We start from the raw sequence: 26,079 nt of genomic DNA, 5'->3' as shown, positions 1-26,079 counted from the left end.
TGTGCCGGGAGCGCCGAGCCCCAGCTTGGCAATAGTTTCGATTGAATCCCAAGCCGAGCTGGGGCTCGGCGCTCCCCGCTTTATTCCGGTTTGAGGATGTCCTGCCACCAGTTCAGCGGCGTCTGCCCGTCCTGGGGATCGTAGACATTGCCGTAGTACCAGACACTGTTGGCCCCATCGCAGGCGCCGTTGAGGATTTCTTCGATCTTGTCGAAGCCACAGCTGACGTGAATCGAGTACACCAGCAGGCGCGGGCTTTCCAGGTCCAGCTCGCCGCCGAGCTTTTCCAGCTGCGGTGTCAGCCGGTCCGAGAGCTCCGCGCTGTCGCCGCGACAGAAGACGCGGATCGCCAGGTTGCCGGCGCGCTTTACCAGTTCGAACTGCTGGTTGTCCTTGTCGACTTTGATGGTGTCGCCGCTGGCGATCCCCTTGATAAACGCCGGGGAGCGCACCAGCTGGCAGGTGTTGTCCTCGTTGACGCGCACCTGCAGTCGCTCCACCACCGGTTCACCATCGGGATCGCTACCGGCAAATAGTTCGATAACCTGAAGTGCTGCCATAACCTCGCTCCCCGGACTGTGTACAATGAGTAACCGTAAAAACTGAGCATTATACAGGGAGGAGGCGATGATCTCGCGCGCACTTAAATTCTCTGCAGCCGCGGCGACTCTGGCCGCGACACTGATGGCCGGCTGTGCGGTCAATCCGGTTACCGGAGCCAAGGAGCTGTCGCTGATGTCACCGGGCCAGGAACTGGCACTGGGCGAGCAGCAGTACCCGATCAACCAGCAGCAGCAGGGCGGCCAGTACGTCATAGATCCGGCGTTGCAGGACTATGTGAACCGGGTGGGGCAGAAGCTGGCCAGGGTCTCCGACCAGCCGCAGCTGCCCTACGAATTCGTGGTGCTGAACAACTCGGTGCCCAACGCCTGGGCCCTGCCCGGCGGCAAGATAGCGGTCAACCGCGGCCTGCTGGTGCTGCTGGAAGACGAGGCGGAGCTGGCCGCCGTATTGGGCCACGAGATAGTGCACGCCGCCGCGCGTCACTCGGCCGCAGCCATGTCACAGCAGCAGGTGCTGGGCGCCGGTCTCGCCGTGCTCGGCGCCGCCACCAAGGAAACCGCTTACGGCGACCTGGTGACCCTCGGCGGCCAGCTGGGCGGCTCCGCCTATATCGCCCGTTACGGCCGCAGCAACGAGCTGGAGTCGGACCAGTACGGCATGAAATACATGGCCGCCGCCGGTTACGACCCCCAGGGCGCGGTGCGCCTGCAGCGCAAGTTCGTCGAGCTGTCGAAGGGCAAACAGGCCAGCGGCCTCGAGGCGCTCTTTGCCAGCCACCCGCCGTCCCAGGCGCGGGTGGACGCCAATATCGAGCACGCCAAGCAGTTGGCGACAGGCGGCGCCACCAATCGCGCCGCCTACCAGAAGGCCATTGCCCAGCTGCAGCGCGACGCCGATGCCTACAAGACCTATGACGATGCGATGGCCGCCATCAACGATAAGCAGTACGACCGCGCCCTGAGCCTGGTGCGCCAGGCGCAGAAACAGCAGCCCAGGGAGGCCGCTTTCTACGCACTCGAGGGCGACCTGCTGGCGTACCAGAAGCAGTACCAGAGCGCGCACACCGCCTACGACCGCGCGGTACAGAAAAACCCGTCACTGTTCTCCAACTGGCTCAAGCGCGGCATGATCAGCGCGCAGCTGAAGGACTACACGGCGGCGGAACGGGATCTGAATCGCTCGCTGCGCCACCTGGAGACACCGCACGCGCACTACTACCTGGGCCAGGTATACGAAATGCAGGGCAATACCAAGAACGCCTACAGCCACTATCAGACCGCCGCCAGCGCCGGCGGAGATATCGGCAGCAAGGCACAGGCGCGGATGCAGGCGCTAACTAACAAGGGATAACGCCACGTCCTGCGTAATTCGCCAATAAAAAAGGGCCGCAGTGCGGCCCTTTTTGTTTCTACTGGCGCCGGCGGTTTACAGCTGCACGGTCAGGCCGAGGGAGAATACATCGACTTCATCGAACTCGGTGTTGGAGCCGTAGGCAACCTTGGCCGCGACATTGCGGTTGAAGAAATGGGTCGCGTTCAGCTCGTAGCTGTCGGCATCGTCGTAGCCGAAGCCGACGGAGGTGTTCTGGTTGAAATAGAACTCGACATTGCCGGCCCAGAAAAGATCGGTGTCGTCGGTATCGTTGACAGAGACTTCCGCAGCCAGGTACCGGCCGCCGGCGAACTCGGTGAAGTATTTGGAGGAAACAGTCTTGCTGTCGAGATCATCGTCGACGGAAACATCGAATCCGATATAGTCGGTGCCATTCAGCTGGTGATTGTAGCGCGCGTTGACAAACAGTTCGCTGTCCGCGTCTTCAACATCGACCGCTTCCAATGACATCAGGAAGTTCGGGGTGAACAGATAGCCCAGCGAAGCGGAGAGCATATCCCCACCGTCGGACTCCAGCATGGCACCCCCGACGACAAAGCCGTTCGCGGCAAAGTACTCGCCGCCGACAGCCAGGCTGTCAGCATCGCCGAAATCGCTGTCGGCGTAGCTGTAGCCACCAAAGATGTTGGTGACCTTGTTGATATATTCGAATTCTTTCAACGGACCCAGAGTTTCCTTGGGTGCGAAATAGTAAGTGCTGCCGATCAGCAACTGGTCGATGTCGGCAAATCCGGTATCGGTCTGAATATAGTCGGCTTCGGTGATGGAGGTGTACTGCTCCGCGGCAACGGTAGCGGAGAGCAGCATCAGCGGCAGGGCGGCCAATTTAAACTTCATTACATATTCCTTGTTTGACAATGTTTCCAATTGGAGGCGCGGATTGTAATGATTTTTACTGAATGGTAAATGAATGGCTCAGGAAGTGTTGGTGCAAAAAGAAAAGGCCCTGTGCAGGGCCTTTGCGCACGTGTTATTCGATTTTATTCGATACTTGTCAGCATACTTGTACAGCCGTCAATCGCCTTCGCCTTATCCAGAATTGTTTGCATCAGTTCCGGCTTTTCCTCCAGTTCTTCCATGGTGTAGGACGTCTTCATGGTGGTGTAATTGGGCCCGCAAGTTCTCCACCAGGTCATCTCATAATTGCCGGGATTGGCTACTGATGGCTTGAACGCGGGCACCAGGACCGTCGCTTCGGTGGATGCAAAAGGCCGCTTAACCCGTGTCATTGCGGGTAATTGAACAGCCCGGATTTAACGATCGTTTTTCTCTATTATTTTCGGCTTTTTATCTGAAATGGGGCCGCATCTACTAGTTGTCGGTGGCCGGCGGCTTCACCACCCATTCGGGCTCGTCAAACTCGCCCAGCGGGCGAATCTCCACAAAGGGGGCGGCGCTGCGGATGATCTGGTCTATCTCGGGATTGTGTTCGGCATCCATCGCATCCCTTTGCGCCTTGCTGTTCCAGCTGGCAATGGCGATCAGCGTATTGGGGTCGCCTATCTTTCGATGGAGTTCCGTACCCCGCGCCCCGGGCGCCTGCTGGATCAGTTCGGATGCCCGCACCCACGCATCGGCGTACTCTTCGGCAGTGTGGCCCTCTTTGATGCGCACCTCGAAGATAAACTTCACTGTCACAACCTCCGTGTTGCTGAGATAAAAAAGGCCGCAAATTGCGGCCTCTTTTGTTTTCCCTGTCTGCGATTGCCAGTCGCCCGCTCAGGCTTTTTTCAGTTTGCCTTCGTGGCCGTGGCGGATATCCGCGCCCTCGACCAGGTAAACCACCTGCTCGCAGATATTCTTGGCGTGGTCGCCGATGCGCTCCAGTGAGCGCAGGGTCCAGAGCACGTTGATCACCCGCGAGATGCTCCGCGGGTCTTCCATCATATAGGTGATCAGCTCGCGCACCGCGGTGCGGTAGTCCATGTCCACCTGCTCGTCCTCCGCCAGGGTGCGCATCGCCGAGGCGACGTCGAAGCGCGTGTAGGCGTCGAGGGCATCGTTCAGCATCTTGCGCACCGCATTGGCGATATGGCGGATCTCGGTGTAGCCGCGCGGCGAAGTGCCCTCGTCGGTCAGCGCGATGGCCATCTTGGCAATCTTGCTGGCCTCGTCGCCGATGCGCTCCAGATCGCGGGCGATGCGGGTCACCGACATCACCATGCGCAGGTCCGACGCGGCCGGCTGGCGCTTGGCGATGATCAGTGTCGCGTGTTCGTCCAGCGCCATCTCGTGCTTGTCGATGTCCTCTTCGATGCGCAGCACCTGCTCCGCCAGCTCGCTGTCGGCGTTGGACAGCGCGTCCACCGCATCGGCCACCTGGCGGGCGACCATGCCGCCCATCTCCAGCATCTCGGTCTTGATGCTTTCGAGGTCCTCGTTGAATTGACGAGAGATGTGTTGATCGAAATGCATATCCATAACTATCTGCTTCTGTTAGCGCAAATTTACTAACGCGACAATAGAAATTGCCGGGTTATTAGTGCGGCGCAGGGATGTGCCGCCGCTGGACCCAGGCCAGCGCGAGCCAGCAAAAATACAAGCAAATCGACGCATTTGCGCCAGTATTTTTCTGGCGACAATCAAACAGGTCACGACGACCTGTTTGATTGCTAATTTATAGTACAGCCGATCAGCCGAAACGGCCGGTGATATAGGCCTCGGTCAGCGCGTGCTGCGGATTGGTAAATACCGTCTCGGTATCGTTCACTTCCACCAGGTGGCCCAGGTGGAAGTAGGCGGTGCGCTGGCTGACGCGCGCGGCCTGCTGCATCGAGTGGGTGACTATGGCGATGGTGTAGTTCTCGCGCAACTCGTCAATCAGCTCCTCGATGCGGGCGGTGGCAATGGGGTCCAGGGCCGAGCAAGGCTCGTCCATCAGGATCACTTCGGGGCTCACGGCGATGGCGCGGGCGATACACAGGCGCTGCTGCTGGCCGCCGGAGAGACCGGTGCCCGGCTTGTCGAGGCGGTCCTTTACCTCGTTCCACAGGCCGGCGCGGCGCAGGCTGTTCTCGACGATTTCATCGAGTTCGGCGCGGCGACTGGCGATGCCGTGAATCTTCGGGCCGTAGGCGACGTTTTCGTAGATGGTTTTCGGAAAGGGGTTCGGCTTCTGGAACACCATGCCCACCCGCGCGCGCAGCGGCACCACATCGACCTTGGGCCCGTAGATCGGCTCGTCGTCCAGGCTCAGCTCGCCCTCGACGCGGCAGCCTTCGATGGTGTCGTTCATGCGGTTCAGGCAGCGCAGGAAAGTGGACTTGCCGCAGCCGGACGGTCCGATCATCGCCACCACTTCGTTGCGGCCGATATCCAGACTCACATCGTGAATCGCCTGGGCGTCACCGTAGAAGACGTTGACGTTGCGCATACGCAGCTTGGCGTTGTCGCAGAACGGCTCGCCGACGGTTTCGCGCACCTTGGTCTTGGTATCCACAGTTACTTTTTCCAGCGGTTTGGGCTGTACCGGCTCCGCTTGGCCGGTCGCGTCCAGGGTCATGGTATTCATAAGCAATCCCGTTATCTTAGCATCGGCGCCGGTTACCAGCGGCGCTCGAGTTTCTTGCGCAGCAGCACTGCACTGGTGTTCATGACGATCAGAAAGCTCAGCAGCACCATGATCGCGGCAGAAGTGCGCTCGACGAAGGCGCGTTCGGGGCTGTCGGCCCAGAGGAAAATCTGCACCGGCAGCACCGTGGCCGGATCGGTGATGCCGCCGGGCACATCGACGATAAACGCCACCATGCCGATCATCAGCAGCGGCGCCGTCTCACCCAGCGCCTGGGCCATACCGATGATCGCGCCGGTGAGCATGCCCGGCATCGCCAGCGGCAGCACGTGGTGGAAGACCACCTGCATACGCGAGGCGCCCATACCCATGGCCGCCTCGCGGATCGACGGCGGCACCGCCTTCAGCGCGGCTCGGCTGGAGATAATGATGGTCGGCAGCGTCATCAGGGTCAGCACCAGACCGCCGACCAGCGGCGCCGAGCGCGGCATCTCGAAAAAGTTGATAAAGATCGCCAGACCCAGCAGACCGAAGACGATGGATGGCACCGCGGCGAGGTTGTTGATGTTCACCTCGATCAGGTCTGTCCAGCGGTTCTTCGGCGCGTACTCCTCCAGGTAGATGGCCGCGGCCACGCCGATCGGGAAAGACAGCGCCAGCGTCACCAGCAGGGTGAACAGTGAGCCCATCAGCGCCGCGCGGATACCGGCCTGTTCCGGCTCGCGTGAGTCGCCGTTGGTGAAGAAGGTGGTGTTGAAGCGCTTCTTCAGCTCCCCGCTGCCCATCAGCTGCGCTATCCAGTTGGCCTTCTGCTCCGAGGTGCGGCCGCGGAAGCCCTCCTCGGAATCGGACAGGCTCTTGACGAAGGTGTCCACGTCGTCGTCGGCGGCCAGCCACACGGTTTCCGTCTTGCCGAGCAGTTCCGGGTTGGCCGCGAGGCGGTCGCGCAGGGTGAAAGGCGCACCGGTGGATACCAGGCTGTTCAACTCGCGTTTCTCGCTGCGGCCGCTCACCTCCGGGAAGCGCTCCTGCAGGGCCTGGCGAATCACGCCGGTAAAGTTGGCCCAGGCGAGACTCTCGTCGTCCACCTTGTCGATACCCAGCACCTGTTCGTCGTAGTGCACGCGCAGCTCGATCGCACTCTGTACGAAGGCGCCGCTGCCCTTGCTGATGATATCGGTGAACAGCACCAGCACCGCGAGCACGCCGAAGGCGATACTGGCGATACCCAGCCCGCGGAAGAGCTTTTCCTTGCGGTGGCGGCTGGCGAGGCGCTGCTCGATGCGCTCGCGCACCCGCAGCTGGGTCAGATTGGTTTGGGTCGGATCACTCATACTGTTCCCGGTATTTTTTCACTACGTGCAGGGCGATAAAGTTCAGCACCAGGGTGGAGACAAACAGCATCAGGCCCAAGGCGAAGGCGGCCAGGGTTTTCGGGCTGTCGAACTCCTGGTCGCCGACCAGCAGGGTGACTATCTGCACCGTCACGGTGGTCACCGACTCCAGCGGGTTGGCGGTCAGGTTGGCGGCCAGGCCCGCGGCCATCACCACGATCATCGTCTCGCCGATCGCGCGGGACACCGCCAGCAGTACGCCGCCGACGATGCCGGGCAGGGCGGCGGGGATAACCACCTTGCGCACCGTCTCCGACTGGGTCGAGCCGAGACCCAGGGCGCCGTCGCGCAGTGACTGCGGCACGGCGTTGATCACGTCGTCGGACAGCGACGACACGAACGGAATAATCATGATGCCCATCACCAGACCGGCGGCCAGCGCGCTTTCGCTGGAGGCCTGCAACCCCACCGAATTGGCCAGGTCGCGGATGAAGGGCGCTACGGTCAGCGCGGCGAAGAAGCCGTATACCACCGTCGGCACACCGGCCAGAATCTCAATTACCGGCTTGGCAAATGCGCGCACGCGCTTGCTGGCGTACTCGGCCAGGTAAATGGCCGACATCAGGCCCACCGGCACTGCGACGAACATCGCGATCGCGGACACCATCAGCGTGCCGGTAAACAGCGGCACGGCGCCGAAGGCGCCGCTGGAACCGACCTGGTCGGCGCGCAGGGCCATCTGCGGGCTCCAGTGCAGGCCGAACAGGAATTCGGTCACCGGCACCGCCTGGAAGAAGCGCAGGGATTCGAACAGCACCGACAGCAGAATGCCGACGGTGGTGAAGATGGCGGCGCAGGCACAGGCGATCAGTACCGCGCGCAGCACCGTTTCCACTTTCTCCCGCGCGCGCAGCTGCGGCGAGAAGCGCAGCGCGGCAAAGGCACCCAGGCCAGTGGCGAGGATCAGGCTCAGCGCCGCCTGCAGGTTGCGCGAGCCGCTCTGCAGGTCGTTGAAGCGCTCGGCGGCGGCCTGCAGCTGCGGCGACGCCTCGCCGATCAGGTGGCCCGCGGCCAGGTTCTGGATCTGAGCGAAGAGCAGGTTCTGTCCGGCAATGGTGTCGGGTCTGTCGGCGATGCCGTTCATAACCATGGCGCGGATAATCGCATCGTCAAACGCGAGCCAGGTGCCCAGCAGCAGCAGTGCCGGAAGACCGCACCAGAGCGCGGTGTGCAATCCGTAATAACTGGGCAGCGAGGCCAGCTTGCGCAGGCCGCCGCCGGTACGCGCGGCGGCGAGTGCGCGGCTGAAGCCGGTGCCATAGGCCACCAGAACCAGCAGCAGCAACAGGGCGAACAGGGTGGGTGTTTGCATCGATTTACCGTGCCATCCGATTATTTGTCGGCATTATCCCGACTTTTTACTACGTTTCCATGGCCGCCTCAGTGCGGCAGATAAAAAGAAAAGCCAAGCCCTCGCGGGCTTGGCCGGTAATTCCTTTTACCTGGTGTTTTTCCAGGTAATTGTTACTTGGCAGCCAGGTTGCTCAGTGCATTCAGCTTGCGCACGTCGGTGGCCACCTGCTGGCGCTGGGCAGTCGGCAGCGGGATCATGCCCTTGTCGGCCAGGTAGCCGTCCTCGCCCCAGGCGCGCTCGCTGGTGAATTCGGCCAGGAACTGCTTGATGCCCGGTACCACATCGGCGTGCGCCTTCTTAACATAGATGAACAGCGGGCGGGAAACCGGGTAGCTCTGGTCGGCGATGGAGTCGAAAGTCGGCTCCTGGCCTTCGATCAGGGAGCCCTGTACCTTGTCGGCGTTCTGGTCGAGGAAGCTGAAGCCGAAGATACCCAGTGCGTTCGGGTTGGCCACCAGCTTGTTGACGATCAGGTTGTCGTTCTCGCCGGCTTCCACATAGGCGCCATCTTCACGCACGGTGTGACAGATGGCCTTGTAGGCGTTCTTGTCGCTGTCCTTCTTGGCGGCGATCCAGTCGAACTTCTTGCAGCCACCTTCCATCGCCAGCTCGGCGAAGGCGTCGCGGGTGCCGGAGGTCGGGGGCGGGCCCAGGACTTCGATCTTGTGCGCCGGCAGGGCCGGGTTCACGTCTTTCCAGGTCTTGTAGGGGTTGGCTACCAGGGTCGCGGAACCGTCCGGGTTCGGCACTTCCTTGGCCAGCGCCAGGAAGATGTCCTTGCGGGAGAGCTCGAAGCGCTCATCGCTCTTGGCGTTGGCCAGGACTATGCCGTCGAAGCCGATCTGTACTTCGACCACGTCGACGCCGTTGTCGTTACACATGTCCAGTTCGGACTGCTTGATGCGGCGCGAGGCACCGGTTATGTCGGCGGTATTCTCGCCCACACCCTGGCAGAACAGCTTCATGCCGCCGCCGGTGCCGGTGGATTCCACCACGGGTGTCTTGAACTGGGTCGCGCGGCTGAAACGCTCGGCCACGGTGGTGGTAAAGGGATAGACGGTGGAAGAGCCGACGATGCTGATGTGATCGCGGGCCGCCAGGGCCGCCTGGGAGGCGGCGATGGTCAGTGCCGCGACGGTAGATGCCACTAGCTTCTTGGCGAGGGGGCGCTTGTTCATGGGTGACTCCAATATGTGTGGATTTGTTTCACGCGGCGATGCTAAGAACAACGGGTGACGATTCTATGAATGAAAGATGACAAAAAGGTTACAAGTCGCCGGATTGCACGTCTGGTGCCGAAACTGCGGAGGCGGTAGTCTGTGGGGCTGCCAATAAAACAATAAGATGCCATGCGAGAAGTTCCCATGTCCCCCCTGCTCGGCGCGGCGCGCGCCCTCGACCGGCTGGCCAGCGGCACCGGCCGGCTGCTCGGCTGGTTCACCCTGGCGATGGTGCTGCTGCAGAGCGCCGTGGTGCTGCTGCGCTACGGCTTCGACGGCGGTTCGGTGGCGCTGCAGGATGCGGTCATCTACCTGCACGGCGCCGCCTTTATGCTCGGCCTGGCCTATACGCTCTACACGGATGCCCATGTGCGCGTCGATGTCTTCTACCGGCGCATGGGCGAACGCGGCCGCGCCTGGGTCAACGCCGTGGGCACGCTGGTATTCCTGCTGCCGATGTGCGCTTTCATCCTGGCCGGCAGCTGGCAGTTTGCGGCCAGCAGCTGGGCCGTGTTCGAGGCCGGCGCCAGCGCCGGCGGCCTGCCTGGCGTCTTCCTGCTCAAGAGCCTGATGCCGCTGGCGGCGGCCACCCTGGCCCTGGCCGGCCTGGCCCAGTTCGGCCGCGCCCTGGCGCGACTGATGGCGGTGACGCCGCCCCGCGCGCCCGGCGCCACTGCCGCCGCCACCGCGCGGCCGGAAGTCGAAGAGGCGGGCGTATGATCGAACTGATTCCGCTGTTGATGTTCGCCGCCGTCTGCGGCCTGCTGATGTTCGGCTACCCGGTGGCCTTCACCCTCGGCGGCACGGCACTGCTGGCCGCCGGGCTGGGTATCGTCGCCGGCGTCTTCGACCCGGAACTGCTGCGCGCCTTTCCCGACCGCCTCTACGGCATCATGCAGAACGGTACCCTGGTGGCGGTGCCGCTGTTCGTGCTGATGGGCGTGATGCTGGAGCGGGCGCGCATCGCCGAGGAACTGCTGGTCAGCCTGGCCCGGGTATTCGCGCGGGTGCCGGCCGGCATGGCGATCTCGGTGGTGGTCGTGGGCGCGCTGCTGGCGGCCAGCACCGGCATCGTCGGCGCGACGGTGGTGACCATGGGTCTGATGTCCCTGCCCACCATGCTGAAGCGCGGCTATTCCGCCCGCCTCGCCACCGGTACCATCTGCGCCACGGGCACACTGGGGCAGATAATCCCGCCGTCCATCGCCCTGGTGCTGCTCGGCGACACCTTGTCCAATGCCTACCAGCAGGCCCAGCTGTCCGCGGGCATCTTCAATCCACAGCCGGTCAGTGTCGGCGACCTGTTTATCGGCGCGATCATTCCCGGGCTGCTGCTGGTGGCGGCCTATATCGTCTATCTGCTGTTTGTGGCGCGGCGCGAACCGGCGGCGGCGCCGGCCGGTGCCGGCGAGGCGGTGGATCTCTGGCAGACCCTGAAAAGCCTGTTGCCGCCGATCGCGCTGATGCTGCTGGTGCTGGGCTCGATCATCAGCGGCGCCGCCACGCCGACGGAGGCCGCGGCGGTCGGCGCGCTCGGCGCCGGCATGCTGGCTTACAGCCGCGGCGCCCTGAACTGGGCGCGAGCCGGCGAGGTGGGCCGCAGCACCCTGCAGGTGACGGCGATGGTATTCGCGATACTGATCGGCGCCTCGCTGTTCTCGCTGGTGTTCCGCGGTTATGACGGCGAGGAACTGGTGACCGGCATCTTCCACAGTCTGCCCGGCGGGGTTTTCGGCGCCACCCTGCTGGTGATGGTGGTGATCTTCCTGCTCGGCTTTATCCTCGACTTTATCGAGATCACCTTCGTCGTGGTGCCGATCGTCGGCCCGGTGCTGCTGGCCATGGGTGTGGACCCGGTGTGGCTGGGCATCATGATCGCGATCAACCTGCAGACCTCTTTCCTGACGCCGCCGTTCGGCTTCGCGCTCTTCTACCTGCGCGGGGTGGCGCCATCGGAGGTCGCCACCGGTGCCATCTACCGCGGCGTGATGCCCTTTATCGCTATCCAACTGCTGCTGCTCTGCGTGCTGGCGCTGTGGCCGCAACTGGCCACCTGGCTGCCGGAGATGATGCAGCGCTGAGATTCAGTAGTGGGCGCCGGCCTCAATGCGGTCGGCGAAATCGTGGTTGGTGTCGCGGTGCATGACCTCGTCCGCGCGGATCACCTCCACCACGTCCCGCAGCCGCGCGTCCGGCTTCAGACCCCAGTAGTCGATGGCCAGCTGCGGCGCCGGCACATCGGCCTCGAGTCCGTCGTCGATGCGCTGCAGGTACTGGGTGTAGCTGACGACCGCCTCTTCCTCGAAATAGCCGACCAGGCGGTGGGCCGTGCGGTCGGAGATGAGATAGAGCAGGAAGAAGGCGTTGAAGAAGATCGCCTGGACCACCACGACGACAAAGCGCTCGAACCAGGATGGCTTGATCAACTCCATGAATGTCATCAGGTGCATGCGCTCGTTTTCCGCCTCGTCCAGCAGCGTGTAGATCCAGCCGTCGTCGTCGCGCATATGGCGCAGGGCCTTCAGGTGCTGCAGGCAGCCGCCCACCATGCCCGGCACCGCGGCCACCGTCTCCAGCACTATGGCGCGGTTGCCATAGCGCTGGGCGAACAGGGTATCGGCGACGAAACGCAGCAGCTTGACCGTGCCGAGGGCGAAGCGGTCCGCGGCATCGCCCGGCTCATAGCGGCGCTGCAGATCCAGCGCGGCGATGTCGCTGTCCTCGTAGCCCTGGCGGGCGGGGGTTATGCGGCTGCGATCGGGCTCGGCCATGGTGTCCATCTAGCGCAATTCGGTACCGCCGGGTGCGGGTGAACCCGCGTCGGGCACCAGGTCTGAGTCTAGCAGGCGCGGGACCGTTTCCGATCGAAAAATAGCCAGATCATCTATCGTTATAAGCAATAGTTCACAGCAAAGCTGCCTCACGCCGGTGGCTAATTGATCACCACTTTGTGCTAGAATGCGCCAGCCTGCCGCCCCGGCGGGCCCGAATAACTCTAACAATACGTGAAAACGTGAGCAGTCGATGTCCGCACTTGATGAAGATCCAAAACCCACAGGCACTCTGACCCTGCAGACACAGACCATGCCGCGGGATACGAACCCGCAGGGCGATGTGTTCGCCGGCTGGCTGATGTCGCAGATGGACCTGGCCGGCGCCATCCTGGCCCAGAGTATCGCCCGCGGCCGCGTCACCACCGTGGCGGTCGGCAGCATGGTATTCCTGCGCCCGGTGCCGGTGGGCTCCACCGTCAGCTGCTACGCCGAGGCCACCGACGTGGGCCGCTCCTCGATCCGCACCATGGTGGAAGTCTGGCTGACGCGGGTGGATTCCGGTGAGCAGGTAAAGGTCACCGAGGGCGAGTTCGTGTTCGTCGCGATCGACGACCGCGGCCGCACCCGGCCGCTGCCCTAGGGCCTGTTTACGCTCAATTCGATGACCGCGACGGAGACCGTTTTTTTCGCAAAGAAAGGCGCAGCGAGCGCCGTGTGGTCACGCCACATAAGCGAGCTGCAACGCAGCATTGCGGAAAAACAGTCCCGTCCCTTCGGGTTGCGCCCCAAAAAGCGGGCCATACTGCGTTGCTCGTCGTTCATTTAGCACGCTAAACCACACTCCTCGCGCCTTGCCTGGCCCGTTTTGGGGCGGCAACGCGACCATCGAATTGAGCGCAAACAGGCCCCCGCCGCCGCGCGGCTGCTATACCGATGGGGATGATCGAATCACTTCTCGAGCACCTGCTGGTGCTGGCAGGCATACTGCTGATCCCCTCCGGCCTGCTGCTGTTGATCCTGGCCCGGCTGCGCTGGAGCAACTGGGCCACCATCGTCGGCCTGGTGTTCATGGCGCTGGGTGCACTGCTGCTGGTGCGCATGCACTACGCGGAGTACTGGCAGGTGGACAGCTGTCTCGACGCCGGCGGCCACTACGACCCGGATACCGGTACCTGCGATATGCCGTAGGGGGGCGCCGGTCTGAGCGCCGTCAGAGAACCCTCACAGCACCGTCACAGCACCGTCACAGCACCAGAGTTCCGCTGATGATCTTGATATTGCCGCGCAGATCCCGCAGCACGGTGTACTCGTCGGTGCTCTGCAGCAGATTTCCCCGCATCATCACCCAGCCGTCATTGCCGGCGATCCTGTGCGTCGCCTGCTTTTCCTCTGCCGCGGGCAGGCTTCCGTCGAGGGACTGCGCCAGATAACTGGCGGTGTGGGCGATCGCCTGCTGCAGCTCGCCGTAGAAGGCTTCCAGATCCGCAGCCCGCCAGTAGTAGAGGTTTTCCTGCTTGTCGCTGTTGCCGGTGCCCGCCGACCAGTACTCGATAGAGTTGCGGTACAGCGGCTGCTTGCCACCCGCATGCAGCTCGGCGTTGATATTGAACTTGAGTACGTTGAGGCCGTTGGTCAGTTTGATCGAGGGCTGCAGCACCAGTTGCGGTGCGCCGTCGTCCGGCAGCGGCGCATACTCGAGCGTATTGCTCGCGGCGAAATCGGAAGTGAGCATGCCGTCCACCAGCGCCTCGCGCACATCCCGCTCGATCGCGCGCCCCATCAGCGCCTCAACCAGGGGCTCGGCCGGCTTCTGCGCCGCCGACTGCGCCTGACCCTTGGCCATTTCACTGGCGATCAGCGTGCCGATCAGACCGCCCGCAACACCGGCGGCGGCCGCCTGGCCGGCACTGGTACCGGGCGGGGGCGGCGGGGCGGAATACTGCGCGGCCGCGACATTGGAGGAAACCGACAGGTAGCGCCAGGGCTCGGGGTAGATCTCCACGCTGAGCGGGCCGTTTTCCAGCGGCGCAATATCGAGGTAGATGCGCTCCAGGCTCCGGATGCTGTCGGCATCGCCGCTGGCGAGGTGGTATTTCGCGGAGTGGGCACAGCCGGCCAGCAGGGCGCCGGCCAGCGCAACGATGGTTATTATTTTCATGCGTGTCGCGGCGGCGGCCGCGCCGCCGCCTGTCCCGGTTCTTATTGTTGTTGGGTTTCTTGCTGTTCGGCTGCGGCCGGCGCGCCGGCGCTCGCTGCAGCTGCACTGTCATCGTCGCCGTTCAGCGCGATAACGCTGGTGTCGCGCTTGGCCAGCGCATTGACCACATCCTGCCTGGCTTTATTCATCACCACGTAATAGGTATTGGTGAGGCCGGGAAAGTTCGGGCCTTCGTCCCATTCGCCAGTGGCGTAACCGGCGTGATTGATGTTCGCATACCAGAGCAGCTGGTTGGATGACATGTCGATCATCTCACCGTGCACATTGAAAACCGCGCGCGGGGCATCGGTGGGAATGAAGCCATAGTAGGGGCGGGCCAGGCCAGCGCTGGTGGCGGTCAGCTTCAGCAGGTAGTCCACCTGGTATTCAGCGGCCAGGGTGCGGTGGTCCTTGGCGGCGAAGTAAGTGGTGTCCTTGCCGTCCGGATCCTTGAACTTGGCCAGCTTGGGCGCCTTCGCCGGTACTTCCAGACGCACGACCTGGAAACCCTCATTTTCCAGGCTCTGACTCAGCTCCTCGGCCACCGCCAGAAACTCGCCCAGGTCCTGGCTTTCGATATGGCTGCTGAGAGAACTGGTCGCCGCGGCGATAATGGCGTAGTCGAGCAGGCCGATATTGCCTTCGAGCGCCAGACCCGGTGTCTTGGGTGCTTCCAGCATCAGGCCGACGGTCTTGTTGTCCGCGGTGTAGAAGCCCTGGTCCAGCGGCACCGGAACCTGAGGCGTGGCACAACCGACGAGCGCGGCGAAAATGGCTGCAATAGACAGCCGCAGCAGAGTCTTCATTCAATCCCCCTGAATTTTTATGATTTTTTTCCGGTCCGAATATGACCGGTTCAGCGATTATTCGAATTTTTTGGGAATAGAAAAGCTGACGTTCCTGACTATCCGGCAATACATAGAAAGCCTTACCGATAAATGCCATCGATTGCGCAATTAATCAGTGCGCAAGCTTATTGCTACAGAATCTGAAAGATCGCTACGGGCGGGTCAATGGCGCAGATCCGACTTGGGCAGTGCGATACCGAGCGCGCGCAACTGATCGGCCAGGTGGGGATCGCGGCTCCGGCGCCAGCGCTGGTAGAGGTCGAGCAGGTCGCGGGCGTCGACCGGTTTCTGCTTTGCACAGACCCGTGCGACCAGCTCCAGCAATCGCGCAAACATGGCCGCGAGTTCGCAATAGATATGGCGGTTGCCCTGCGCGTTTTCTGCCAGGTAGTCGTAGGCGCCGCCGCCCATGCCCACGAAATAATCCCTGAGAATACCGCGGCGCTCATAGCGCTCCGGAAACAGGGCGCCCATAAACAGTGCCTGGTCACCCAGCTGGCGGAGAATCTGGCAGCGCTGCCAGCGGTCAGCGGTTTGGCGCGCATCTTTGTACAGCAGGGCCAGCGGCCGGATACTGATCTCGCCGCGGTCGTAGCTGAATACTTTGTCGCTGTCGCCGAAGCGGGCCAGCATATTCCCCATATACCAGAGGGTGTCCTCTTGCGGGCTGGGCACCAGCTGCCGGCCAAACTCCTCTAGCCGTTCGCGAAAGTACTCCGCCAGGGTCCTCTCAAAGGCGGGCAGTTGCTGCAGGGACATCGGCAATCCTCCTTTGGCCAGGTTGAGGCTTACAAAAACTATAAAACAGATCTACTAATTTTTAGTTTTTACTCCCGATCATTTATATAGAAAAAATTTATAAAAAATCCGGCCTTGCGCCTCTTGAAAAGACAATCTCCGCTCCTATCTTGCCGCTCGTGGGCCGGCGGGCTATTCCGGGATGCCGTTGGCTCCAGAACTCAAATCGATTTCCTGTCAGTTTTTTTAGCGTGCTTATCGGAGGCAATCCAATGAGTATCAAACCGCTCTACGATCGTGTAGTCGTCAAACGGCTGCCGGCGGAAACCATTACCAGAGGCGGTATCGTTATTCCAGACAAAGCGGCGGAGAAGCCGACCCAGGGAGAGGTCTTCGCGGTCGGCGGCGGCGTGCCGCTGGATAACGGCGAACTTCGCCCGCTCTCAGTCAGGGTGGGCGATCGCGTGCTGTTCGGGCATTACGCCGGTACTGAAATCAAACTCGACGGTGAGACCTACCTGATCGTAAAAGAGTCCGACATTCTCGGAATACTCGAAACTGCGAAGACAGAGGAGCAAGCAGCATGAGTGCGAAAGTCGTAAGGTTTTCCGACGACGCCCGCGAGCGTATGCTGGCCGGCGTCAACATCCTGGCCGATGCGGTGAAGGCCACGCTGGGTCCCAAGGGCCGTAATGTCGTGCTGGCGAAGGGCTTCGGCGCGCCGCGCGTGACCAAAGACGGCGTGTCCGTGGCCAAGGAAATCGAACTCAGGGACAAGTTCGAAAATATGGGCGCGCAGATGGTGAAAGAGGTCGCCTCCAAGACCGCCGATGTGGCCGGTGACGGCACCACCACCGCCACCGTGCTGGCACAGGCACTGCTACGCGAGGGCCACAAGGCGATCGCCGCGGGCATGAATCCGATGGACCTGAAGCGCGGCATCGATGCCGCGGTCAAAGCTGCCACCGAGGAGCTGGAAAAGCTGTCCAAGCCGTGTGCGGACAGCAAGGCGATCGGCCAGGTCGGCACCGTGTCGGCCAACTGGAACGCGGACATCGGCCAGATTCTCGCCGAGGCGATGGACAGGGTCGGCCGCGATGGTGTCATCACCGTGGAGGAGGGCAGGTCACTGCAGAATGAACTGGATGTGGTCGAGGGCATGCAGTTCGATCGCGGCTATCTGTCGCCCTATTTCATCAACAACCAGGAGAAGATGCAGGCCGAGCTGGACAATCCCTACATCCTCCTGTTCGACAGGAAAATCAGCGGCATCCGCGATCTGCTGCCGCTACTGGAAACCGTCGCCAAGGCGGGGCGTCCGCTGCTGCTGATTGCCGAGGATATCGAGGGCGAGGCATTGGCGACACTGGTGGTCAACAACCTGCGCGGTGTCCTGAAAGTGGCCGCCGTCAAAGCACCGGGATTCGGCGATCGCCGCAAGTCCATGCTGCAGGACATCGCCACCCTCACCGGCGGCACCGTGATTGCGGAGGAAGTGGGCCTGACACTGGAAAACGCCGGCCTGGAGCAACTGGGCAGTGCCAAGCGCGTGGTGATCGGCAAGGAGAACACCACTATCGTCGACGGTGCCGGCCGGCGCGATGACATCGACGCCCGCGTGCGCCTGATCCGCGCCGAGATCGAGAAATCCACTTCCGACTATGACCGCGAAAAGCTGCAGGAACGTGTGGCCAAGCTGGCCGGCGGCGTGGCCGTGATCAAGGTGGGTGCGGCGACCGAGATCGAAATGAAAGAGAAAAAGGACCTGGTGGACGATGCGTTGCACGCGACCCACGCCGCGGTGGAAGAGGGAATAGTGCCCGGTGGCGGTATCAGCCTGGTGCGCGCGGCCCAGGCGCTGCGCCGCACGGGCCTGAAAGGCAGCAACGACGATCAGCAGGTCGGTATCAATATCGCTCTGCGGGCGATGGAGGAGCCTTTCCGCCAGATCGTCGCCAATGCCGGCGTCGACGGCAGTGTGGTGCTGGACAAGGTGCGCGCGAACAGCAATGGCGCCTTCGGCTACAACGCACAGACTGGCGAATACGGTGACATGATCGCGCTGGGCATTATCGACCCAACCAAGGTCACCCGCACCGCGCTGCAGAACGCCGCGTCCATCGCCGGCCTGATGCTGACAACTGAAGTGATGGTGGCGGACAGGCCGAGCGAAGAAAAAGGCAAAGTCTCCGCCGGAGAGTACGACTTCTAGCGACTATTTCTACCAGGGGGCGAAAGCCCCCTTTTTTACGCGCTGGGCGAGCTCGCCAGGGGTAATTGCTGGCGAATCTGTGTGCGTTCAGTTTTCCCCGATAGCCCGCGTCTGGTAGTAGGCTTCCTCGCTGATCCGGTGATAGGGAATCACCTCACTTTCGAATTCCTTCACTGCCTCGTAGACCCGCGCAAACTGCGCGTCTTTCGCCGCTGTCTCTTCCATGATCTGCCTGTTGACCTTCTTCAGGTAGGCGATGACATCGTCGGGCAGGCGCTTCAGCTGCACGCCGTGCTTTTCCACCAGTTCCTTCAAGGCGCGGTTATTGCGCGCCGTGTACTCGTCGAGCATATCCTGGTTGACGGCGCGGGCGGCGGTGCGCACTATGGCCTGCAGGTCCGGCGGCAATTTCTCGAAGGCAGTCTTGTTGACGATAAATTCGAGAATGGAACCCGGCTCGTGCCAGCCGGGATAATAGTAATAGTCCGCAATCTGGTGGAAGCCGAAGGCCAGATCGTTGTAAGGGCCCACCCACTCGGTCGCGTCGATCACGCCCGTCTGCAGCGCCGTGTACAGCTCGCCGCCGGGAATGGTCACCGCGGTGCCGCCGGCGCGGTTCAGCACTTCGCCGCCGAGACCGGGGATGCGCATCTTCAGCCCCTTGAGGTCCTCGACCGTATTGATTTCCCGGTTGAACCAGCCCGCCATCTGCACGCCGGTGGAGCCGCCGGCCAGCGGAATCAGGTCGAAGGGCGCATAGATCTCTTCCCACAATTCCATGCCGCCGCCGTAGTGCAGCCAGCCATTCATCTCCTGGGCGTTGAGACCGAAGGGCACTGCGGTAAAGAACTGCGCGGCCGGCACCTTGCCCTTCCAGTAATAGGCGGCACCGTGGCCCATCTGCGCCGCGCCTTCGGAAACTGCGCCGAAGACACCCATGGCCGGCACCAGTTCACCGGCACCGTAGACCTTTATTTTCAGGCGCCCGCCGGACATGGCCCCGACGTTCTTCGCAAAGCGCTCCGGCGCGCTGCCGAGGCCGGGAAAATTTTTCGGCCAGGTGGTGACGAGCTTCCACTCGAAAGACTCCTGCTCGCCGCCGGCGGTGAAGTGCTGGGCCGGCCCCTGGGTCGCGCGCGACGCGACCAGGGCGCCGAAGGTGATGACCAGCAGGGCGAGCAGACCGAGGATGATGGGCGGGTACCAGTTTATTTTTTTCATCGGTTGTTATTTTTTCGGTTCGAATATTTTTATCGTTTTTGTAGGAGCGGCGGGGCGGCCAGCTGCCCATGGCCGCGATCAGTATTTCCGTCGAAGCCCGATCCCTCTCCCCCGGCCCCTCTCCCCCGGCCCCTATCCCATTAATGGGAGAGGGGCGACAGAAGCTACAGCGGCTGCAGCTTGGCCATGGCCACCACCAGCCACTTGCTGCCGGCATCGTCGAAATTGACCTGCACCCGCGCGCGCGGGCCGCTGCCCTCGAACTGTACCACGGTGCCCTCACCGAATTTCGGGTGGTCGACGCGGCCGCCCAGCGCCAGCGGCGGCAGGTCGTCGAAATCCGGAGGCGGGTCGGAGAACCTGCCCACTTTGCCCCACTGATTTTCTGCAGCGCCGGGCTGGAACAGCGGTCGCGAGATCTCGGTCTTGAGCCGCACCTCCTGGACCAGGTTGGGCGGTATCTCGCCGATAAAACGCGACGGACTGTTGTAGGTCTCGCTACCGAACAGGCGGCGGTTTTCCGCGTAGGTGATATACAGCTTCTGCATGGCGCGGGTGATGCCCACGTAGCAGAGGCGGCGCTCCTCCTCCATGCGACCCGGCTCCTGCGCCGACATCTTGTGCGGAAACAGGTTTTCCTCCACGCCGGCCATAAACACCAGCGGGAATTCCAGCCCCTTGGCCGAGTGCAGGGTCATCAGCTGCACCGCGTCCTCGAATTCGTCCGCCTGGCCCTCGCCGGCGTCCAGCGCGGCGCTGTCGAGGAACTGGTCCAGCAGTGGCCGCTCTTCCTCGTCGCTCTCTTCGCCCGCTGGCTGGTCGATGCCGTCGAAGGCGCGGCAGGCGCTGACGAGTTCCTGCAGGTTCTCCACCCGCGTCTGGCCCTTCTCGCCCTTCTCCTTGCCGTGGAATTCCAGCAGGCCGCTGGTCTCGATCACGTCCTCAGCGATCGCATCGAGCAGCTTGTCCTCGGCGTTGGCCGCCAACCGGTTGACCAGGTCGAGGAAGGACTGCAGCGCATTGCCGGCGCGGGCGGCCAGCACTCGCTGCTGCAGCATCAGCGTCGCCGCCCGCCACAGCGAATACCCCTGTTCGCGGGCGTAGGCGCGCACCATCTCCACGGTGCGCGCGCCGATACCGCGGGTCGGCGTGTTGACGACCCTCTCGAAGGCGGTGTCGTCGTCGCGGTTGCTGATCAGGCGCATATAGGACAGCGCGTTCTTGATCTCGAGTCTTTCATAAAAGCGCTGGCCGCCGTAGATGCGGTAGGGCACCTGCTCGCGCAGCAGGCCTTCTTCCAGCACACGCGACTGGGCATTGGAGCGGTAGAGGATCGCGATGCTGTCGCGGCGGTGGCCGTCGCGCACCCAATCCTGGATGCGCTCGACGATAAAGCGCGCCTCGTCCTGCTCGTTGTAAGCGGCGTAGACCGCAATCGGCTCGCCTTCCTCGCCCTCGGTCCACAACTCCTTGCCCAGGCGGCCGGCGTTGTGTTCGATCACCGCGTTGGCGGCTTTCAGGATGGTGGAGGTGGAGCGGTAGTTCTGCTCCAGACGCACCGTCTGCACCTCGCGCATGTCGCGCTCGAAGTGCTGGATATTCTCGATCTTGGCGCCGCGCCAGCCGTAGATGGACTGGTCGTCGTCACCGACCGCGCTGATATGGCACTGGTCACCGGCCAGCAGGCGCAGCCAGGCATATTGAATGGTGTTGGTGTCCTGGAACTCGTCGACGAGAATGAACGGGAAGCGGCGGCGGTAGTGCGCCAGCACCGCGTCGTTGTTCAGCCACAGCTCGTGCGCGCGCAGCAGCAGCTCGCCGAAGTCGACCAGGCCGCCGCGCTGGCAGGCCTCCTCGTAGGCGAAGTAGATGCGCACCATCGTCTGCAGCCAGGGGTCGGCGCCGGCATTGATGTACTGGGGCCGCAGGCCCTCGTCCTTCTGTGCGCCTATCCACCACTGGGTCTCCCGCGGCGGCCACTTCTTCTCGTCCAGGCCCAGGTCGTTCTGCACCCGCTTGATCAGGCGCAGCTGGTCGTCGCTGTCCAGGATCTGGAAATTCTGCGGCAGCCTGGCCTCCTGCCAGTGCGCCTTCAGCAGCCGGTGGGCCAGACCGTGGAAGGTCCCCACCCACATGCCGAAGGTGTTCACGCCCAGCAGCTCCTCGATGCGCCCGCGCATCTCCTTGGCAGCCTTGTTGGTGAAGGTCACGGCCATGATCGAGTAGGGCGAGGCGCCCTCCACCTGCATCAGCCAGGCGATGCGGTGCACCAGCACGCGCGTCTTGCCGGAGCCGGCACCGGCCAGCACCAGCTGATTGCCCGGCGGCGCGGCCACGGCCTCGCGCTGGGCGTCGTTGAGGGGGTCTAGAATCTGAGATACGTCCATGGGCGGCGATTGTATCAGAGGTGGTGCCTGTTACCTGTGTAAATAAACAGGTTTTGGAGATCGAGACTCGGAGCTCGGGACCTGAAAAAAATCTCCATCCGCCGATGCGAAGGCCCTGCTGCCGGGGGCCGTCTGTGAAACGATTGCCGATCAGGTTGTTGAGCGGACGGCCACCGGCAGCAGGGCCGTCACCCAACTCTGCAACGGACAGCTCGCCAGCCACCAGCGCAGAGGCTAAACTGCGCTATCCGGCTCGAAGAAGGAAGTCCCGTGAAACCGGCAGAAGTCACGCAGAAAATCAGCGAACAGCTGCCATCCATGCGCAAATCGGAGCGCAAGGTGGCCGAATATATCCTCGCCAACCCGGACGAAATCATCCATATGCGCATCGTCGACCTGGCCACCGAGGCCCAGGTCAGCGAGCCGACGGTGGTGCGCTTCTGCCGCGCGGTGGGCTGTTCCGGCTTCCAGGAGTTCAAGCTGAACCTGGCCCAACAGCTGGCCTCCAGCCCCAGCTTCGGCCAGATCGCGGTGACCGAGACGGACACCATTGCCGAGTACAAGCGCAAGGTCTTCGACTCCACCGTCGACACCCTGCTGAACGTGCGCGACAAACTCGACAACCGCGCGCTGGAGGCGGCGGTGACCGCGATCGCCGCCGCCAAGCGGGTCGAATTCTTCGGCTTCGGTGCCTCCGGCGCCGTGGCCGCCGACGCCCAGCACAAGTTCTTCCGCCTGCAGCTGGCCACCGCCGCCCACTCCGATCACCACATCCAGAACATGTCCGCCATGTCGATGGCGCCCGGCGACATAGTCGTCGCCATCTCCCAGAGCGGCCGCACCAAGGCGCTGCTGCGCTCCATGGGCATGGCAAAAGAGCAGGGGGCGACCGTGATCGGCCTGGCGCCGAGCGGTTCGCCGGTGGCGCGCCAGGCAACGATTCCGCTGGAAGTGGATGTGGAAGAGGACATAGAGATCTACACGCCGCTGTCGTCGCGCATCGCCCACCTGGTGGTGATCGACGTGCTCGCCATCGGCGTGGCCCAGCGCAAGGGGCCGCAACTGCAGGAGCATTTGCTGAAACTCAAGCAGGGGCTCTACACACTGCGGGAAGACAAGCACTAGGCGCCCGCTTCCCTGCCTTCCCCGAGCCGCGAGGCTTCGCCTGTGCCGCGGCGTCACTGGAACAGTTGGCCGCCGCTGGCTACCATGGCGCGCCCGCGACAGCTAATCTTTTAGCTCGGCCGCAGCGCCCGATTCCCCCCGGCATTCCGCCACGCAGTACCAGAGCTGAGTTATGAGCACCATTGCCATCCCCGCCGAGAAGAAACCGCCGCGCTGGCTGGCGGTGTGGCTGGCGGCACTGGTGGCACTGACACCCTTCTCCATCGACAGCTACCTGCCGGCGATTCCGGCCATGGCCGCAGCGCTGGATACCGAGGTGGCGCGGGTACAGCACTCGGTTTCCAGTTTCCTGCTCGGCTTCGCCATCGGCCAGCTGTGCGGCGGGCCCCTGTCCGACCGCTGGGGGCGGCGCCTGGTAGGCACCATCGGTCTCAGTATCTTTATCGCCACTTCGGTGCTGGTGCTGTTCGCCGATCACGTGGACCAGCTGATTATCCTGCGCTTTTTCCAGGCCATCGGCGGCGGCTTCGCCACGGTGATCTCCTCGGCGATAGTGCGGGACCTGCACAGCGGCCGCGAGGCGGCCAAGATCATCTCGATGATCAGTACCATGATGCTGGTGGCGCCGCTGATAGCGCCGGTGATCGGCTCGGTGTTGCTGGCCACCGGCGGCTGGCAGAGCATCTTTATTTTCCTGCTGCTGTACGCCACCGCCATGCTGGTACTGGTGCGCTGGCTGCTGCCGGAAACCGTGTCGCGCTTTTCCCGCGCGCGGCGCCAGCGCAAACCCCTGCGTTCGCTGATCGACAGCTACGGCCAGGTGGTGGGCAACCGCCGTGCGCTGGGCTTCCTCGCCGCCCAGGCCTTTGTCAGCGGCTCCATGTTTATCTACATCACCACCGCACCCTTCGTATTCATGCAGGTGTTCGAGGTGCCGGCGAACCAGTTTCCGATTTATTTTGGACTCTGCGTGCTGGGTCTCATCTGCATGGTGCAGGTCAATATCCGCCTGCTGAACCTGTTCGAGCCGCGCAATATCCTGCTGGCGGGCATACTGCTGCAGATGCTGGGCTGCGGCCTGCTGTTGCTGGGCACCCTGACCGGCGTCCGGGAGCTGGCACTGTGGATGGCTCCGCTGGTGCTGGTGATGGCCTGTATCGGCATTACCGGACCCAATGCGGCGGCCTGCTTTCTGGAATTTTTCCCGCGCATCAGCGGCAGCGCCAATGCGATCTATGGCGCCACCATATTTATTACCGGCGGCATTCTCGGCGGCATCGTCAACAACCTGCATACCGGTACGCTGATCCCGGTCGCCGGGGCCATGCTCGGCTGCACTGTCGCGGCGCTGTTTTTTGCGGTAGTTGTCGCCCGCGCCCACGAGCCCATCGAGGCCGAGGTACCGGTCACCAAGCGCTTTATCCCGCGCTGAGTGCCCATTCGTTCACTCCTTCAGCAGCCCCTCTTCGCGCAGCGCCTTCTGCACCGCGGGCCGTTCCGCCATGCGCTTCTGGAAGGCCTGCAGCCTGGGCCAGGCGGAGGTGTCTATGTTCTGTTTGTCGAGCCAGCCGGCGATGGTGAACAGGTAGGCGTCGGCGACGGTAAAGTCGTCGCCCATCAGATAGTCCCGATCCAGTTTGCTTTCAATGAAATCGAATTTCCGGGCGATGATTTTCTTCGCCCGCGACTTGTCCTCGTCGGAGCCATTCCAGAACAGCGGCACGAAGGCCTTGTGTACCTCGGCGGCGATAAAGTTGAGCCACTCCAGCAAGCGGTAGTGATCGAGGCTGCCGTATTCCGGCGCCAGCTTCGCATCCGGTTTCTGCTCGGCGATAAACTGCACAATTGCCGGGCCCTCGGTCAGAACTTCGCCGCCCTCCAGTTGCAGTGCCGGCACATAGCCCTTGGGGTTGATCTCGGTATAGTCGCCGCCGGTCTCGGTCTTGTGCTCGCCCAGATCGACCTTGCACAGCTCCAGGTCGATACCCGCTTCGCAGGCGACGATATGGGGAGACAGTGAGCAGGCGCCGGGGGCGTAGAAAAGTTTCACGGGGTTTCTCCTGATTCCACTCGAAACTGTCCTGCAGTATAGGCCGCTGCCCGTCGTCAGCAGCGGAGGCGCGCGCTAACCGCGGTTGTGCGGCGCCGAGTAATCCAGCTCCGGTCCCCTGGGCACTATGCCGGTGGGATTGATGGTGGCGTGGCTGGCGTAGTAGTGGGTCTTGATATGGTGGAAATCCACGGTATCGGCGACACCGGGCCACTGGAAAAGCTCGCGCACATAGCCCCACAGGTTCGGGTAATCCGCCAGCCGCTGTTTGTTGCACTTGAAATGGCCGTGGTAGACGGCGTCGAAGCGGATCAGGGTGGTGAACAGCCGCCAGTCCGCCTCGGTGATCCGCGCCCCGGTCAGGTAGCGGTTGTGCTGCAGACGCTGTTCCAGCTGCTCCAAGGCACTGAACAGCCGTTCGTAGGCGTGCTCGTAGGCGTCCTGGGTGGTGGCGAAGCCGGCGCGATAGACGCCGTTGTTGACGTTTTCGTAGACGACATCGTTGGTCGCGTCTATATCGCCGCGCAGATCCTCCGGGTAGAAATCCGCGTCGTTGCCGGTCAGGCCGTCAAAGGCACTGTTGAACATGCGGATGATTTCCGACGACTCGTTGCTGACGATCCGCTCGCGCTGCCGGTCCCACAGCATTGGCACAGTGACCCGGCCGCTGTAGTCGGCGCGATTGCGCGTGTACAGCTGGTACAGATAATCGGCATTGTAGAGGCGGTCGCCGCTGCTGCCTTCGTCGGTATCGAAGGTCCAGCCTTGTTCACGCATGTGAGGGCTCACTACCGAGACGCCGATAATGTCTTCCAGCCCTTTCAGCTTGCGAAAGATCAGCGTGCGGTGCGCCCAGGGGCAGGCCAGGGAGACATACAGGTGGTAGCGGCCTTTCTCCGCGACGAAGCCGCCCTCACCGCTGGGGCCGGCACTGCCGTCGGCGGTAATCCAGTTGCGCAGCTGCGCCGCCTCGCGCACAAACTCGCCGTGGCTCTTGTCGGTGTCATACCAGCGGTCCTGCCACTGGCCATTGACCAGTAGGCCCATAGCACAAACTCCACAGATCGGGATAAGGTCGAGATAGTGTCGGGA

26 protein-coding genes are annotated in these 26,079 nt (G+C 62.8%); 9 read left to right on the top strand and 17 right to left on the bottom strand.

Annotation, left to right across the window (positions count from 1 at the left end):
• Positions 1-80 precede the first annotated feature (80 nt).
• The gene (locus tag RRF64_RS12365) at positions 81-560 is read right to left on the bottom strand and encodes a DUF4265 domain-containing protein (protein ID WP_323846193.1); all 480 of its coding nucleotides are present in this window, start codon (positions 558-560) and stop codon (positions 81-83) included.
• A 67-nt stretch (positions 561-627) separates the two neighbouring features.
• Between RRF64_RS12365 and RRF64_RS12360 the strand changes: the two genes are divergently transcribed.
• Entirely contained in the window at positions 628-1,914 is a 1,287-nt protein-coding gene (locus RRF64_RS12360; protein ID WP_323846192.1) for a M48 family metalloprotease, read from the top strand.
• Between the two features lie 75 nt (positions 1,915-1,989).
• On the opposite strand, the gene RRF64_RS12355 is transcribed toward RRF64_RS12360, so the two are convergent.
• The 8 genes from RRF64_RS12355 to RRF64_RS12320 all read right to left on the bottom strand — a co-directional run bounded on the left by RRF64_RS12355 (position 1,990) and on the right by RRF64_RS12320 (position 9,393).
• On the bottom strand, positions 1,990-2,793 hold the full coding sequence (locus RRF64_RS12355) for a putative porin (protein ID WP_323846191.1): 804 nt from the start codon (positions 2,791-2,793) through the stop codon (positions 1,990-1,992).
• 143 nt (positions 2,794-2,936) lie between these two features.
• Positions 2,937-3,185, bottom strand: coding sequence for a hypothetical protein (locus tag RRF64_RS12350; protein WP_323846190.1), 249 nt, complete (start codon positions 3,183-3,185; stop codon positions 2,937-2,939).
• A gap of 82 nt (positions 3,186-3,267) precedes the next feature.
• Positions 3,268-3,588 carry an antibiotic biosynthesis monooxygenase family protein gene (locus tag RRF64_RS12345; RefSeq protein ID WP_323846189.1) on the bottom strand — a complete coding sequence of 107 codons (321 nt, stop codon included), beginning with the start codon at positions 3,586-3,588 and terminating at the stop codon, positions 3,268-3,270.
• Between the two features lie 87 nt (positions 3,589-3,675).
• On the bottom strand, positions 3,676-4,377 hold the full coding sequence (phoU, locus tag RRF64_RS12340; protein WP_323846188.1) for a phosphate signaling complex protein PhoU: 702 nt from the start codon (positions 4,375-4,377) through the stop codon (positions 3,676-3,678).
• Positions 4,378-4,588: 211 nt separating this feature from the next.
• Entirely contained in the window at positions 4,589-5,329 is a 741-nt protein-coding gene (pstB, locus tag RRF64_RS12335) for a phosphate ABC transporter ATP-binding protein PstB (RefSeq protein WP_323846698.1), read from the bottom strand.
• A gap of 170 nt (positions 5,330-5,499) precedes the next feature.
• Positions 5,500-6,801 carry a phosphate ABC transporter permease PstA gene (gene pstA / locus RRF64_RS12330; RefSeq protein ID WP_323846187.1) on the bottom strand — a complete coding sequence of 434 codons (1,302 nt, stop codon included), beginning with the start codon at positions 6,799-6,801 and terminating at the stop codon, positions 5,500-5,502.
• Positions 6,794-8,173 (bottom strand): phosphate ABC transporter permease subunit PstC, encoded by a 1,380-nt coding sequence (pstC, locus tag RRF64_RS12325; RefSeq protein WP_323846186.1) that lies wholly within the window; start codon positions 8,171-8,173, stop codon positions 6,794-6,796. Before pstC ends, pstA begins: the two co-directional genes overlap by 8 nt.
• 152 nt (positions 8,174-8,325) lie before the next feature.
• Positions 8,326-9,393, bottom strand: coding sequence for a PstS family phosphate ABC transporter substrate-binding protein (locus RRF64_RS12320; RefSeq protein ID WP_323846185.1), 1,068 nt, complete (start codon positions 9,391-9,393; stop codon positions 8,326-8,328).
• 186 nt (positions 9,394-9,579) lie between these two features.
• Here RRF64_RS12320 and RRF64_RS12315 point away from each other — a divergent pair, with 186 nt between their 5' ends.
• Together RRF64_RS12315 and RRF64_RS12310 are read left to right on the top strand one after the other, a co-directional pair.
• Positions 9,580-10,155 (top strand): TRAP transporter small permease subunit, encoded by a 576-nt coding sequence (locus RRF64_RS12315; protein ID WP_323846184.1) that lies wholly within the window; start codon positions 9,580-9,582, stop codon positions 10,153-10,155.
• Positions 10,152-11,516: a TRAP transporter large permease gene (locus RRF64_RS12310; RefSeq protein ID WP_323846183.1), complete on the top strand. Its 1,365-nt coding sequence runs from the start codon at positions 10,152-10,154 to the stop codon at positions 11,514-11,516. Before RRF64_RS12315 ends, RRF64_RS12310 begins: the two co-directional genes overlap by 4 nt.
• A gap of 3 nt (positions 11,517-11,519) precedes the next feature.
• Here the strand turns inward: RRF64_RS12310 and RRF64_RS12305 are convergent, their stop codons facing one another.
• Positions 11,520-12,206: an alternative oxidase gene (locus tag RRF64_RS12305; RefSeq protein ID WP_323846182.1), complete on the bottom strand. Its 687-nt coding sequence runs from the start codon at positions 12,204-12,206 to the stop codon at positions 11,520-11,522.
• 253 nt (positions 12,207-12,459) lie between these two features.
• Here RRF64_RS12305 and RRF64_RS12300 point away from each other — a divergent pair, with 253 nt between their 5' ends.
• Both RRF64_RS12300 and RRF64_RS12295 read left to right on the top strand, forming a co-directional pair.
• Positions 12,460-12,849, top strand: coding sequence for an acyl-CoA thioesterase (locus RRF64_RS12300; protein WP_323846181.1), 390 nt, complete (start codon positions 12,460-12,462; stop codon positions 12,847-12,849).
• Between the two features lie 299 nt (positions 12,850-13,148).
• A complete protein-coding gene (locus tag RRF64_RS12295; protein WP_323846180.1) occupies positions 13,149-13,397 on the top strand; it encodes a hypothetical protein in 249 nt (82 codons plus the stop codon).
• Positions 13,398-13,452: 55 nt separating this feature from the next.
• Here the strand turns inward: RRF64_RS12295 and RRF64_RS12290 are convergent, their stop codons facing one another.
• From RRF64_RS12290 to RRF64_RS12280, 3 genes are all read right to left on the bottom strand, one after another.
• Positions 13,453-14,367, bottom strand: coding sequence for a hypothetical protein (locus tag RRF64_RS12290; RefSeq protein WP_323846179.1), 915 nt, complete (start codon positions 14,365-14,367; stop codon positions 13,453-13,455).
• A 41-nt stretch (positions 14,368-14,408) separates the two neighbouring features.
• Positions 14,409-15,212, bottom strand: coding sequence for a hypothetical protein (locus tag RRF64_RS12285; RefSeq protein ID WP_323846178.1), 804 nt, complete (start codon positions 15,210-15,212; stop codon positions 14,409-14,411).
• 204 nt (positions 15,213-15,416) lie between these two features.
• On the bottom strand, positions 15,417-16,013 hold the full coding sequence (locus RRF64_RS12280; RefSeq protein ID WP_323846177.1) for a hypothetical protein: 597 nt from the start codon (positions 16,011-16,013) through the stop codon (positions 15,417-15,419).
• A gap of 251 nt (positions 16,014-16,264) precedes the next feature.
• Here RRF64_RS12280 and RRF64_RS12275 point away from each other — a divergent pair, with 251 nt between their 5' ends.
• Positions 16,265-16,579 carry a co-chaperone GroES gene (locus RRF64_RS12275; RefSeq protein WP_323846176.1) on the top strand — a complete coding sequence of 105 codons (315 nt, stop codon included), beginning with the start codon at positions 16,265-16,267 and terminating at the stop codon, positions 16,577-16,579.
• Complete coding sequence (gene groL / locus RRF64_RS12270) at positions 16,576-18,204, top strand: chaperonin GroEL (RefSeq protein ID WP_323846175.1); 1,629 nt, start codon at positions 16,576-16,578, stop codon at positions 18,202-18,204. Before RRF64_RS12275 ends, groL begins: the two co-directional genes overlap by 4 nt.
• 87 nt (positions 18,205-18,291) lie before the next feature.
• Here the strand turns inward: groL and RRF64_RS12265 are convergent, their stop codons facing one another.
• Together RRF64_RS12265 and uvrD are read right to left on the bottom strand one after the other, a co-directional pair.
• A complete protein-coding gene (locus RRF64_RS12265; RefSeq protein WP_323846174.1) occupies positions 18,292-19,425 on the bottom strand; it encodes a TRAP transporter substrate-binding protein in 1,134 nt (377 codons plus the stop codon).
• 164 nt (positions 19,426-19,589) lie between these two features.
• The gene (uvrD, locus tag RRF64_RS12260; RefSeq protein WP_323846173.1) at positions 19,590-21,812 is read right to left on the bottom strand and encodes a DNA helicase II; all 2,223 of its coding nucleotides are present in this window, start codon (positions 21,810-21,812) and stop codon (positions 19,590-19,592) included.
• A 270-nt stretch (positions 21,813-22,082) separates the two neighbouring features.
• Here uvrD and hexR point away from each other — a divergent pair, with 270 nt between their 5' ends.
• Complete coding sequence (hexR, locus tag RRF64_RS12255; protein WP_323846172.1) at positions 22,083-22,937, top strand: transcriptional regulator HexR; 855 nt, start codon at positions 22,083-22,085, stop codon at positions 22,935-22,937.
• A 172-nt stretch (positions 22,938-23,109) separates the two neighbouring features.
• On the top strand, positions 23,110-24,369 hold the full coding sequence (locus RRF64_RS12250; RefSeq protein WP_323846171.1) for a multidrug effflux MFS transporter: 1,260 nt from the start codon (positions 23,110-23,112) through the stop codon (positions 24,367-24,369).
• 12 nt (positions 24,370-24,381) lie between these two features.
• Here RRF64_RS12250 and gstA read toward each other — a convergent pair whose 3' ends face one another.
• On the bottom strand, positions 24,382-24,987 hold the full coding sequence (gene gstA, locus RRF64_RS12245; protein WP_323846170.1) for a glutathione transferase GstA: 606 nt from the start codon (positions 24,985-24,987) through the stop codon (positions 24,382-24,384).
• Positions 24,988-25,062: 75 nt separating this feature from the next.
• A complete protein-coding gene (locus RRF64_RS12240; RefSeq protein WP_323846169.1) occupies positions 25,063-26,034 on the bottom strand; it encodes a glutathione S-transferase family protein in 972 nt (323 codons plus the stop codon).
• Positions 26,035-26,079: the final 45 nt, after the last annotated feature.

Origin of the sequence: Microbulbifer magnicolonia, assembly GCF_035117725.1 — a bacterium.
GTDB lineage: Bacteria > Pseudomonadota > Gammaproteobacteria > Pseudomonadales > Cellvibrionaceae > Microbulbifer > Microbulbifer magnicolonia.
Note: the sequence above shows the minus strand (reverse complement) of the source record. Positions and strands in the feature narration are given on the sequence as shown.